The 12,038-nt window shown below is 72.6% G+C and carries 13 protein-coding genes; 4 read left to right on the forward strand and 9 right to left on the reverse strand.

Translation table 11 applies throughout. The features are described 5' to 3' along the window. The first annotated feature begins 5 nt into the window (after positions 1-5). Positions 6-1,151 carry an MGDG synthase family glycosyltransferase gene (locus FLW16_RS09435; RefSeq protein WP_142559617.1) on the forward strand — a complete coding sequence of 382 codons (1,146 nt, stop codon included), beginning with the start codon at positions 6-8 and terminating at the stop codon, positions 1,149-1,151. Here FLW16_RS09435 and FLW16_RS09440 read toward each other — a convergent pair. Continuing rightward, positions 1,063-1,980 carry a DMT family transporter gene (locus FLW16_RS09440; RefSeq protein WP_142559618.1) on the reverse strand — a complete coding sequence of 306 codons (918 nt, stop codon included), beginning with the start codon at positions 1,978-1,980 and terminating at the stop codon, positions 1,063-1,065. The genes FLW16_RS09435 and FLW16_RS09440 overlap by 89 nt on opposite strands. Before the next feature lie 230 nt (positions 1,981-2,210). On the opposite strand from FLW16_RS09440, the gene FLW16_RS09445 reads away from it, so the two are divergent. Continuing rightward, positions 2,211-2,678: an SPW repeat protein gene (locus FLW16_RS09445; RefSeq protein WP_142559619.1), complete on the forward strand. Its 468-nt coding sequence runs from the start codon at positions 2,211-2,213 to the stop codon at positions 2,676-2,678. Between the two features lie 46 nt (positions 2,679-2,724). Here FLW16_RS09445 and FLW16_RS09450 read toward each other — a convergent pair whose 3' ends face one another. The 7 genes from FLW16_RS09450 to FLW16_RS09480 are packed head-to-tail and all read right to left on the reverse strand — an operon-like array spanning position 2,725 to position 9,985. Then, positions 2,725-3,879, reverse strand: coding sequence for an FAD-binding oxidoreductase (locus FLW16_RS09450; RefSeq protein WP_221890970.1), 1,155 nt, complete (start codon positions 3,877-3,879; stop codon positions 2,725-2,727). Between the two features lie 44 nt (positions 3,880-3,923). Continuing rightward, a complete protein-coding gene (locus tag FLW16_RS09455) occupies positions 3,924-4,835 on the reverse strand; it encodes a LysR family transcriptional regulator (RefSeq protein ID WP_142559621.1) in 912 nt (303 codons plus the stop codon). A 34-nt stretch (positions 4,836-4,869) separates the two neighbouring features. Beyond that, a complete protein-coding gene (locus FLW16_RS09460; protein ID WP_142559622.1) occupies positions 4,870-5,733 on the reverse strand; it encodes a serine hydrolase in 864 nt (287 codons plus the stop codon). 13 nt (positions 5,734-5,746) lie between these two features. Beyond that, the gene (locus tag FLW16_RS09465) at positions 5,747-7,354 is read right to left on the reverse strand and encodes an amidohydrolase family protein (RefSeq protein WP_142559623.1); all 1,608 of its coding nucleotides are present in this window, start codon (positions 7,352-7,354) and stop codon (positions 5,747-5,749) included. Beyond that, on the reverse strand, positions 7,351-8,103 hold the full coding sequence (locus FLW16_RS09470) for an amino acid ABC transporter ATP-binding protein (protein WP_142559862.1): 753 nt from the start codon (positions 8,101-8,103) through the stop codon (positions 7,351-7,353). The genes FLW16_RS09465 and FLW16_RS09470 overlap by 4 nt, the downstream gene beginning before the upstream one ends. 17 nt (positions 8,104-8,120) lie before the next feature. Continuing rightward, the gene (locus FLW16_RS09475; RefSeq protein WP_142559624.1) at positions 8,121-9,110 is read right to left on the reverse strand and encodes an amino acid ABC transporter permease; all 990 of its coding nucleotides are present in this window, start codon (positions 9,108-9,110) and stop codon (positions 8,121-8,123) included. Further along, a complete protein-coding gene (locus tag FLW16_RS09480; protein ID WP_142559625.1) occupies positions 9,101-9,985 on the reverse strand; it encodes an ABC transporter substrate-binding protein in 885 nt (294 codons plus the stop codon). The genes FLW16_RS09475 and FLW16_RS09480 overlap by 10 nt, the downstream gene beginning before the upstream one ends. A gap of 170 nt (positions 9,986-10,155) precedes the next feature. On the opposite strand from FLW16_RS09480, the gene FLW16_RS09485 reads away from it, so the two are divergent. Further along, positions 10,156-10,425, forward strand: coding sequence for a hypothetical protein (locus FLW16_RS09485; protein ID WP_142559626.1), 270 nt, complete (start codon positions 10,156-10,158; stop codon positions 10,423-10,425). Between the two features lie 53 nt (positions 10,426-10,478). Here the strand turns inward: FLW16_RS09485 and FLW16_RS09490 are convergent, their stop codons facing one another. Further along, positions 10,479-11,039: a TetR/AcrR family transcriptional regulator gene (locus FLW16_RS09490; RefSeq protein ID WP_142559627.1), complete on the reverse strand. Its 561-nt coding sequence runs from the start codon at positions 11,037-11,039 to the stop codon at positions 10,479-10,481. Positions 11,040-11,129: 90 nt separating this feature from the next. On the opposite strand from FLW16_RS09490, the gene FLW16_RS09495 reads away from it, so the two are divergent. Then, positions 11,130-11,978, forward strand: a complete 849-nt coding sequence (locus FLW16_RS09495; RefSeq protein ID WP_221890971.1) for an oxidoreductase — start codon at positions 11,130-11,132, stop codon at positions 11,976-11,978. Positions 11,979-12,038 lie beyond the last annotated feature (60 nt).

Here is a 12,038-nt window from a genome sequence, read left to right on the forward strand (position 1 = left end):
GGGTCATGAGGGACCGGGCATTGATCGTCAGCGCCTCGATGGGAGCGGGCCACGACGCGGTGGCCGCGGAACTGGCCCGCCGGCTGGCCGCCTCCGGCGTGCGCGCGGAGGTCGTGGACGTGCTCGCCCTGCTGCCGCTGCGGCTGGGCGCGCTCCTGCGGTGGTGGTATCGCGGGGTCATGCTGCGGGCGCCGTGGCTGTACGCGCTGGTCTACCGCGTCTTCTTCGTCTCCCGCCGCGCCCCCTCCACCTCGCCGCTGACGGTCGTGGCCGCGGCCGGGCTGGCCCGGGTGGTGCGCCGCGTCCGGCCCGCCCTGGTGGTGCCGGTCTTCCACGTGGCCGCGCAGGCCGCCGGGCACCTGCGGGCGCGGGGGCGGCTGGGCGTGCCGAGCGTGGTTGTGCTGACCGACTTCGCCGTGCACCGCCTCTGGCTGCACCCCGGCAACGACCGCTACCTGTGCCCGGACACGGCCACCGCCCTCGCCGTGACGGCCGCCGTCGGCCGCCCGGCCTTCCGCTGCGCCCCGATCGTCCGCCCCGGGTTCGCGGCCCAGGGTGCGATGCAGGGTGCCGGTGCGGCGGAGGTCCGCGCCCGCATCGGCCTGCGGGACGGCGACCGGATCGTGCTCGTCTGCGCCGGGTCCTGGGGGGTCGGCCGGGTCGCGGCGACCGCCCTGCTGCTGGCCCGCTCGGGCCGGTACGCGCCCGTTGTGCTGTGCGGGCGCAACGAGCGGCTGCGCCGCCGCCTCGGGCGCCTGCTCGGCCGCGCCGGAGCGGGGGCCGCTCTCGGCTGGCGGGACGACCTGGCGGACCTGCTCGCCTCCGCCTACGCGCTGGTCGACAACGCGGGCGGGCTCACCTGCAGGGAGGCGTTCGCGGCGGGAGTGCCGGTCGTCACCTACCGGCCCATCGCGGGGCACGGCAGGGACGGTGTGCTCGCGATGGCACGCGCCGGGGTGAGCGTCCACGCGCGCCGCCGCGCGGACCTGCTGAGGGAGCTCGACCGGCTCGAACCGGGCCTGCCCGGGCGGGCCGCACTCACCGCGCGGGCGGCCGCCCTGTTCACCTCGGCGCCGGCCGAGTCCCTTCTCCTCCCGGACCTCCTGCTCCCCGGTGATGCCGTACCCCGGCGATGCGAGCCTGCTCCCTGAGCGGCGCGTGCCTCGACAGCAGCACGCTGCCGTACAGGATGAGGGCCATGCCGGTCAGCTCGGGCAGCACCCACGGGCCGGTGCGGATGTCCTCGCCGAACATCGCCACGCCGTACGCCGTGCTCGCCACGGGGTCGGTCACGGTCAGCGCGGGCTGCACGGCGACGAGCGGACCGCTGTGCAGGGCGTTCTGCAGCAGGAACAGGCTGCACAGGCCGGCGGCGACCATGGCCCACAGCGACCAGGAGCCGACGAGCGTCCGCGCGCCCCCCGGCAGCTCCTCCACCGTGCGCTTCATGAGGACGGCGGTGTAGGCGAAGCCGAGGCCCGCGGCGACCCCGAGCAGCACCGCGCGGGCGGGCCCGCCGCTGGCGACCGCGACGGCCACACAGCAGGCGAGGAGCCCGGCGGTCACGCCCGCCGAGACCACCCAGGTCAGCAGGCCGGGAAGCCGGTGACCTGGGGTGGGTGAGGCCGCCACGAGGAATGTGGCCAGGCCTGCCGTCAGCGCGCCGACGGCCAGCCACGTCTGCGGCGTGATGCGCACCCGGAACATCCGGCCCGCCAAGAGCATCGTGATCGGCAGCTCCGCGACGAGCAGGGGCTGGACGAGCGCGAGCCCTCCCGACGTCAGGGCGGCCGCCTGCAGCAGGAAGCCCGCGATGAGCGCGGCGATGCCGCCCAGCCAGGCGGGCCGCCGCACGAGGTCCCAGATCAGGCCGGGCCGGAACGCCTCGTCGGCCGGGGCGCTGCGGGCGGCCCGGCGCTGCAGTACGGACGCGACGGCGTTGGCCGCCGCGGCGAGCAACGCCAGGACAACAGCGATCATGACCCCCCAGCGCCCCGTCTCCGGTCTCTCGTTGCGGGCCATCCCTCGCAGGCCCTTATCGGTACCCTCCCCGGCCATGCCCGCCGCATGTCGCCCTGGACGCTCCGAAACGTATTTATCTGGCAATGGCCGAATAAATACAGGAATATTAATCAAAATCGAGAATGCCGAGATTTTGGGGGGTATGGCCGTCGGCACAAACGCACGCAGCAGGAAAGGCGGAACCAGACATGGTTGGACCCACCGGCCTCGAGCGTCATCCCGATGTCAATGAACTGCGCCAGACGTACGATCGGGCGGGCTCGACGGCCCCCGCCCAGGTATTGGAGGGGCTAGCCTTCCTGGCCGGCCTGTATCTGGCCCTCTCGCCGTGGATCGTCGGGTTCTTCGGATTCCGGGGCATGACCGTGAACAACCTGATCACGGGCCTCGTGGTCAGCGCCCTCGCCCTGGGGCTCGCGTCCGCCTTCGGGCGCACCTACGGCATGGGGTGGCTTCTCCCGCTGCTCGGCGTGTGGGCGATCGTCTCGCCGTTTGTGCTGCGCGCGGGACGTGAGGCCACAACGACGACAATTTGGAACAACGTCGCGATCGGCATCGTGATCCTCGCGCTGGGAGCCGCCGCGCTGGCGATGGCGCAGGCGTTCCGCCGGCACGAGCGGGGCGAGCGGAGCGCGCGCAGGCTCGGCAACTGGTGACGAACGGACGCCCGGCCCACCTTCCGGGGTGGGCCGGGTGTCGCGTCTAAACGTCCGGGACGGACGTCCGTCCGAGGGCGGTCGGCGCCCGGCCGGGATCGTCCGCGAGCGCGCGCAGGCGCGCGAGTGAGAGGGCCGCGATGTCGTCGTCCGGTGACCGGCCCTCCGCCAGGTCGGCGAGCACGTCGCCGACGAGCGCGGCGTACTTGAAGCCCTCGCCGCTGTCGCCGCAGGCCAGCACCGTCGAGTGGCCGACCCTGTCGATGACGAAGCGGCCGTCCGGCGAGTCGGTCCAGCTGCACACCTGCTCGTCCACGACCCTCGGCGTCACGCCAGGGAACATGGCCGCGATGCGGCGGGTCAGCTCGGCCGTCCGCCCCGGGTCCGGAGTGCGGTCGTCGTCCCCCGGCTCGAGCGGCCGCAGCGGAGCGTCCAGCCCGGCCTTGTAGCCGACGCCCGGGGTGGGCATGGCGTACACGGCCGGGCCGTCCTGGACAGGACCGTCGATCAGGCCGGGCACCTGCGCCGACGGCTCGATGCCCGCGTAGTGGACCACCTGTTCGAGGTACGGCCTGAGCGTCATCGTCACGCCCATAGAGGGCAGCAGCGGGCCGGCGCCGGGGCCCGCGGCGACCACGGCCGCGTCACCGGTCAGCGTCGTGCCGTCGGCCAGGCGAACCTCCGGCTGCCGGGCGGCGGCGTCCACGGCGACCACCTCCCCTGTGATCAGGAGTCCGCCGTTCGCCCGGAACCGCTCCGCCTGAGCGGCCAGGTATGCCTCGGCGAGCACCACCCCGGCGTCCGCCTGGAACACCGCGTCGCGGCCGTCGCCCGCCAGGCCCGGGAAGAATCGATCGACGTCGGCCGCCTCCACCTCGGTGAAGGGCACGTCCGCGGCGCGCAGCGCGGCCGCCAGACGGGCCAGCGACTCCGTGTCCCGCCACAGCAGCCCCCTGCGCAGGTGCAGCGTCGCCGCCGTCAGGCGCTCCAGCCGCCGCATCGCGTCCCGGGCGCGCAGGGACAGCCGGATCTTCAGCGGGTCAGGGTCGGCCAGCCGCCACAATCGCGTCGGGCCACGAGAGGAGGACAGCGCGTTGCCGATCCCGTGGCGCTCCACCAGCGTGACCCGATGACCCCGCGCGGACAGCTCGGCCGCGGCGGACAGTCCCCAGGCGCCGGCTCCGACTACCGTGCACCGCACGTCCCTCACCCTCCCGTTTCGTCCGGATCTTCCGCACGCTCAACCTATCGGAGGGTGACGCTGAGACGGGCAGAGGCGTCCCTGAGGTAGTCGACGAACGCGCGCAGCGCGGGATTGGGATTGGTCGGGCGCAGGGCGGCGCCCACCCGCCGGTAGAGCTTGGGCCCCTCCACCTGGCACACCTGGATGCCCGCCGCGCCCTGCACGCCGAGGCTCGGCACGAGGGCCACGCCGAGCCCGGCCCGGACCAGGCCGAGCGTCACCTCGTAGTGGTCGCTGCGGCAGCGGATGGTGGGCGTGATCCCTTCCAGTGCACTGGCCCGCTCCAGCACCGACACCGGGGTCTCGGTGCCGAACGTGGTGATCCACGGCTCGTCGGCCAGGTCGGTCAGCCGCACACGGGGCCGGTGCCCCGCGGGATGGCCGAGCGGCATGACGAGGAGCTGCGGTTCGTCGAACAGGTGGACGACCTCGACGCCCTTCGGCGCCTTCCAGGGATCGAGCGCGTGCTCGAACACGACCAGCACGTCCAGCTCGCCGCGTTCCACGTCGGGCAGCAGCTCGTGCGGCTGCCCGAGCACCAGATCGAGCTCGACGCCCGGGTGGCGCGCGGTGAAGGACGACAACGCCATCGGCAGCAGGCGGTAGCCGGCCGAGGCGAAGAACCCGATGCGCAGCTGCCCGGCGTCCGCCCGCGCCTGGGCGAGCAGGTCCTTCTCGGCGGATTCGATGAGGTCGAGCACCTCCTGGGCCCGCCCGGCCAGGCGGTGGCCCGCCGCGGTCAGCCGCAGGCTGTGCGGGGCCCGCTCCACCAGCCCGACCCCCGCCTCCTCCTCCAGCCGGGCGAGCTGGTGGGAGACGGCGGAGGGCGACAGCCGCAGGGACTTGGCGGCTCCGGCGATGCTCCCGGTTCTGAAGACCTCCAGGAGCACCTTGAGGCGGTGGCTGCTGAGCATTCCCCCAGTATCGGCGACCCAGTATCGGACCTGGTCAGCGCGCCGGGTCGTCCTCTCTGGGGAGGACGGTTTCCGCTATGGCGAGACCCGCCTGCCGGATCGCCTGGACCAGGGCGTGCTCGCGGCCCGCCGGCCCGTGCGCGAGCACGGCGTAGCCCTCCCACCGCGCCCCGGCCATGACGCCCACGTCGGCCCGTGTCCCGGCGTCCGTGCCGGTCTTGTTCGCCACCCAGACCCCGGCGGCGTACGGCAGGGCCGCCGGCGGGTCGCGGTCCTCGGGCTCGTTCGGGAGCAGCGCGGGCACCAGCGCGCGGTCGGTGTTGTGCGCCATCCAGCCGAGCATCAGCCGCTGCCACGGCTCGCGCCCGTACGCCAGCGACCGCATGAGACCCGCCAGTTCGCGCGCCGTCCCGGTGGCGAAGGACGGCGGATGCTCGGGGAGCCGTGGCTCGCGGATCCTGTCGTGGATCCGGGTCCTGGCCAGCCCGAGCGCGGCGGCGGCCGCGTCCACCCGGCCGAGCCCGAGCCGCCGCAGCAGCGCGTTGGTGGCGGTGTTGTCGCTGACGGCGGCGGTGAGCAGCGCGAGGTCGCCGGCCGTCCAATCGCGGGCCGACAGGCCGGTCAGCAGGCCCGACCCGCTCGCGTAGTCCTCGTCGAGCAGCGTCACGCGCTCGTCCGGGTCCACGACGCCCGCCGCCACGTCCTGCGCGAGGGCCGCGAGCAGCAGCACCTTGCCGGTGCTGGCCAGCGGCAGCACCACGTCCTCGTTCAGGCCGAGCGCCCCGGGCACGCAGACGGCCAGCGTGCCCGGACAGGCGGCCGCCACCTCCTCCAGCCGCACCGCCCCCCGCGCGCGGGCGTCCGTGTCGCCCACGCCGCCGGTGGCCTTTCCGCTCATGACGTCGTCCCCCTCACAGGGCCAGTACCCTTCCCGGCAGGGCGCCGGTCTCCTCGCCGTCGCGCACCACGACCTCACCGCCCGCGACGACCGCGTCGATCCCGGCGGGCGGCAGCAGCGGCTCGGTGAACGTCGCCCGGTCGGCCACCGTAGCGGGGTCGAAGACCACCAGGTCGGCGTGCGCGCCGTCGCGGACCACGCCGCGCCCGGTCAGCCCGAAGCGCGCCGCGGCCATCCCGGTCATCTTGTGCACCGCCTCCTCGAACCGCAGCAGCCCCAGCTCCCGGACGTACCGGCCGAGCACCCGGGGGAACGTCCCGGCCCACCGCGGGTGCGGGCGCCCGCCCGGCTTCGGCACGCCGTCAGAGCCGATCATCGCGTACGGCGCGGCCAGCACCCTCCGCACGTCCTCCTCGACCATCGAGTGACTGATGATCGTCACCTCGCCGGCCTCCGCCACCAGCAGATCGGCGGCCACGTCGAGGGGGTCGGCGCCCGCCGACGCCGCGAGGTCGGCGATGGTCCTGCCCTCGACCTGCGGGTGGCGGGGCGCGCACGCGACCGAGATCCGGTCCCAGCCGCCGTTGCCGACCGTGTTCTCCCAGCCGGGCACGCCCTCCGCGATGGCGCGGCGCATGCGGTCGCGCTGGGCGGGATCGCCGAGCCGCCCGGTGAGCGCCTCCAGGCCGCCGTCGTTCGCCCAGGGCGGCAGCATGGCGGCCAGGGCCGTGCTGCCCGCCGTGTAGGGGTAGACGTCACAGGTGACGTCCATGCCCTCGTCGCGCAGCGCGGCGATGCGCGGCAGGGTGCGCTCGGTGCGGCCCCAGGCGTACCGGCCCGCGGTCTTGTGGTGCGAGACGTGCAGCGCCGCGCCGCTGCGCCGGGAGATCTCGATCGCCTCCTCCAGCGCCTCCTCGACGCGCGACATCTCGTCCCGCAGGTGGGTGACGTACGGCTTGCCGTGCCGGGCGGCCACCGCCGCCAGCGCCACCACCTCGTCGGTGCCCGCGTACGAGCCCGGGGTGTAGATCAGGCCGGTGGACAGCCCGGCCGCGCCCTGCGCCAGGGAGGCGTCGAGCAGTGCGCACATCGTGCGCAGCTCATCGGGCCGGGCGGGCCGGTCCACGGGGCCGAGCACGCCCGCCCGGAGCGTGCCGTGGCCGACGAGCGAGGCCAGGTGGTTGGCCCGGGGCACCTCGGCGTGCGCGGCGGCGAAGCCCGCGAAGTCGGCGTACGCGCCGACGTCGCCGCCGAAGGTGATCCGCGTCTCGGCGCGCATGGCGGGCAGCCGCTCCGGCAGCGCGGGGAAGAGGCTGGACCCGCAGTTGCCGCAGATCTCGGTGGTCACGCCCTGCAGGACCGACGCCCGCACCAGCGCGGAGCGGCCGCCGGACGGGCCGAGCAGCGTGACGCCGTCGGAGTGCGTGTGCACGTCGACGAATCCGGGGGCGACCACGCGTTCGCGCGCGTCGATCACCTCGGCCGCGCCCGTACGCGGGCTCTCGCCCGGGGCCAGCACGGTCAGCCGTCCGGCGGAGACCCCGACGTCGGCGGGCCTGCCGGGGCGGCCGGTGCCGTCCACCAGCAGGCCGCCCCGGATGAGCAGATCGAACCCGCTCACTGGACCTGCCCGAGGAAGGTGCGCAGCCGCTCGTGGCGGGGCGCCGCGAGCACCTCGCGCGGGTTGCCGCGCTCGACGATGACGCCGTCGTCCATGAACACGAGCTGGTCGCCGACCTCACGGGCGAAGTTCATCTCGTGGGTGACGACCATCATGGTCATGCCGGTCGCCGCGAGGTCCCGCATGACGGCCAGCACCTCCTGCACGAGCTCGGGGTCGAGCGCGCTGGTCGGTTCGTCGAACAGCATCAGGCTGGGCCGCATGGCCAGGCTGCGGGCGATGGCCACCCGCTGCTGCTGGCCGCCGGACAGCTGGGCCGGGTAGTGGTGGGCCCGGTCGCCCAGGCCGACCCGATCGAGCAGCTCCTTCGCCTGGCGCCTGGCCTGGGCGGCGGACGTGCCCAGCACGGTGACCGGCCCCTCCATCACGTTCTCGATCGCGGTGCGGTGCGGGAACAGGTGGAAGCGCTGGAACACCATGCCGATGCCGCGCCGCTGCCGGGACAGCTCGTGGGGGCGCAGCGCGTGGAGCCGGCCGCCGCGCTCGGCGTAGCCCATCAGCTCGCCGTTCACCCAGATCCGGCCCGAGTCGATGGTTTCGAGGCGGTTGACGCAGCGCAGCAGGGTCGACTTGCCCGACCCCGACGGGCCCACGACGCACACCACCTCGCCGGCGGGGACGTCGAGGTCGATGCCCTTGAGCACTTCCAGCGACCCGAAGCGCTTGCGTACGGAGCGGATCCGCACCATCGGCTGGTCCTGCGCGTTCACGAGGACTCCTTCGACGACAGGGACTCCTTCGACGACAGGGACTCCTTCGACGACAGGGGCTCCTTGGACGGCAGGGGCTCCTTGGACGGCAGCGGAGACAGGTTGCGGCGCACCCGGGAGGACAGCCGCACATGCCCGCGCTCGAACCGCTTCTCGATGAAGTGCTGCCCGATGCTCGCGATCGTGGTGAGCACGACGTACCAGATCGAGGCGACCACGAGCATCGCGATGACCTCGAAGTTGCCGAGGTAGATACGCTGCGCCACGGTCAGCAGCTCGGCCCCGGCGATCACGGAGACCATCGAGGTGGTCTTCAGCATCGAGATGAACTGGTTGCCGGTCGGCGGGATGATCACCCGCATGGCCTGCGGCAGCACCACGCGGCGCAGCACCTGCCGGTGCGACATGCCGAGCGACTCGGCCGCCTCCCGCTGGCCCGGGTCGACCGAGCGGATGCCCGCGCGGACGATCTCCGCCATGTACGCGCCCTCGTTGATGGCCAGGCCGAGCAGCGCGGCGGTGAACGGCGTGATGACCGAGTTCGCCTGCCACTCGATCAGCTTGGGGCCGCCGAACGGCACGCCGATCGCGAAGGTGGGGAAGACCAGCCCGATGTTGAACCAGAAGATCAGCTGCACCAGCAGCGGCGTGCCGCGGAAGAACCACGTGTAGAGAGCGGAGGTGCCGCGCAGCACGGGATTGTCCGACAGCTGCATGACGGCGGCCAGCACGCCAAGCGCCAGGCCGATGGCCATGGACAGCACGGTGAGCTGGATCGTGACCCACAGACCACCGAGGATCCTGCCGTCGGCCAGGTAGGCGACGATGACGTCCCAGTGCAGGTTCTCGTTGACGATGACCGTGTAGGCCAGCCAGACGAGGAAGAGGAGGGCGACGGCCGCCCCCAGCCACCGGCCGGGCCGTACGGGACGCACGGCCTCGATCGGCAGTTCGACGCCGGCCGTCTTCTCCCCGGTCACTTCCACGGCTGGGTGTTGACCAGCACGCCGTCGACGGCGTTGGCCGTCACGCCGTACTTGTCCAGCACGGACGTGTAGCCGCCGTCGGCCTGGAGCTCCTCCATCGCCTTGGCGACCGCGTCGCGCAGCGCCGTCTTGCGCTTGTCGACGGCGATGCCCCACGGACCGGCCTCGTACTGCTCGGGCAGCACGTCGTACTTGCCGGTGTCCTTGGCGTACATGACGGCGACGGGGTAGTCCACGATCGTGGCCACCGCGCGCCCGGAGTCGATCGAGAGCAGGCCGGTGGGCGCGTCCTCGCTCTGCATGATCTTCATCTTCGTGGCGCACTTCTCGTTCTGCTTCTCGCCGATGGCGAGGTTGGAGCTGCCCTTGGCCAGCACCACCGTGCGGCCGCACAGGTCCTCGAGGGTCTTGATGCCCTCCGGGTTGCCCTTCTTCACCATGATGGCGCCGCCGGCGTTGAAGTAGTCGATGAAGTCGACCGCCGCGCGCCGCTCCTCGGTGTCGCTCATCGAGGACATCACGATGTCCCAGCGCCCGCCCTGGAGACCGGGGATGAGCCCGTCGAAGGCCGCGTTGGTGATCGAGAACTTCAGCCGGAGCTTGGCCGCGATGGCGGCGCCGAGGTCGGGGTCGACACCGGTGAGCTCCTGGGTGCCCTTCTTGTACATCTCCATCGGCGGGTAGCCCTCCGACGTGGCGACCCGCAGCGTGCCCGCCTTGCGCACGTCCTCGGGAACCAGGTCCTTCGCGGTCTTGCCCGTCGTCGCCGCCGCGTTCTCGCCCGCGGCGGCCCCCGACGACGAACGCCCGCAGCCGCCGGCGAGCGCCGACACGACCAGCGCGCCGACTATGGCCACATATAGGCGCTTTGCCATGGAACCTCCTGTTTTGCGAACGATTGAGCTTATGCTGGCGACAGGAGGTAACGGCCGTAACAATCGTGAACGCTTGTGGTTCTCAGCATCGAAGTCTTCGATGCTCCTGCGTCGGGTGCGGCGCAGGCGGTTCCGATCGGCCCGCACGTTGTGATCGTCACGTTCGGAGCATGAAGACGAGATCTCCCGCTCTGGCCGCTTTGTCCGCCGTCGCCATTCTGGCCGTTCTCGTCGCCGCCGCCGCGGCTTCGGCGGAGACGACGTCGCAGGCCTCGGCCCTGCCGGCCCGCGGGATCACGACCCTCTCCTTCCGCGGTACGAACCAAGGGCTCACTCCCGTGGTGTTCGGTGACCGGGCGGGTTCGAGGGGGCTGCGACAGGTCGGGCGGGGGCACACGGCCAAGTACGTGACCTGGCCCGATCACTGCGTACGTGCGTGAGAGCCGAGCACGAAGCTCTTCAGACGTCGTTCGCCCTGCCCGTTGCCGCTCGGTCAGCGGCTGGTCAGGCCGGTGAGCAGAAGGGTGAGCCAGCGGGCGCGGACAGCCGGGGACTGGTCGGTGGGGGCGGTGGCGAACAGCAGGTACAGGTCGTCGACGGTGAGGTCGTCGCGTAGCTCTCCTTGTGTCTGTGCGGTGCGGATGAGCTGGTCGAGGGCACGGGTAGCGCGGGCTTCATCCTGCCGAGCGGCCGGGTCGGCGGCGTTCAGGGCGCGGGCGGCGGCTTTGACAGCGTGATCGTGGGCGGCGGCGTCCACCACGCGCGTGAGGAAGCCGGTGATCTCTTCCAGGGCGGAGGAGCCTTCACCGGCCCGCCGCAGGGCCGTCTCGGCATCGTCGGCGACCGCAGCGATCGAGGCGGCGACGACGGCGGCGACCAGGTCGGTCTTGGTCGGGAAGTGCTTGTACAGGGTGCCGACCGCGACGCCGGCCTGGGCGGCGATCTGCTCCATCGACACAGTCGGCCCGTGCGCGGTGATCTGTTCGTGGGCCGCGGCCATGATCCTGGCGCGGTTGCGGATGGCGTCGGCGCGCGGCGGTCGTGGAGAGGTCATGGAGTACTCCGGGGAGCGACTTGGCACAAGGGTGAACTATGCTTCACTATAGACGGTGAAGCACCATTCACCTTACTGGAGGGCGCGACCATGACCACCAACACCGTGACAGACAGGACCGCGCTGGTGACCGGGGCGTCCTCGGGGATCGGCGAGGCCACCGCCGTGAAGCTGCACGATCTCGGCTACACCGTCTACGGCGCCGCCCGCCGCGTCGACCGGCTGAAGGCGCTCGCCGACCGCGGCGTACGCCCCCTGGAGATGGACGTCACCGACACCGAATCCCTGCGCGCCGGCGTGAAAAAGATCATCGGCGAGACTGGGCGGATCGACGTACTGGTCAACAACGCCGGCTACGGCTCCTACGGGGCGATCGAGGACGTCGCGATGAACGAAGCGCGCGCCCAGTTCGAGGTGAACGTGTTCGGGGCCGCTGAGCTGATCCGCCTGGTCCTGCCGCACATGCGCGCCCAGCGGTCGGGGACGATCGTGAACGTCACCTCCATGGGCGGCAAGATCTACACCCCGCTGGGCGGCTGGTACCACGGCACCAAGTTCGCCCTGGAAGCCCTCAGCGACTGCCTGCGCCTGGAGGTCAAGCCGTTCGGCATCGACGTCGTGGTCGTCGAACCCGGCGGCATCGCCACCGAATGGGGCGGCATCGCCGCCGACAAGCTCAAGGACGCCTCCGGCTCCGGCTCCTACGCCACCCAGGCCGCCGCCGTCGCCACGTCACTGTCCTCGCCCGCCAACGCGCGCCGCAACTCCCCACCCCGCGCCATCGCCGATGCCATCGCCAACGCCGTCACCGCCCGCCGCCCCAAGACCCGCTACACCGCCGGGTTTGGCGCCAAGCCCCTCATCTTCATCCGCTGGCTGCTGCCCGACCGGGCCTTCGACGCCCTCATCGCCCGAGCTACCGGCCTGCCCCGCACCTGACGAGGGTCTCGGACCGAGCAGCTCCTGGTCCTCGGCGTCCCCCAGGGCCGGATCACATCG

The sequence above is a fragment of the Microbispora sp. KK1-11 genome (assembly GCF_006874435.1).
GTDB classification, from domain to species: domain Bacteria; phylum Actinomycetota; class Actinomycetes; order Streptosporangiales; family Streptosporangiaceae; genus Microbispora; species Microbispora catharanthi.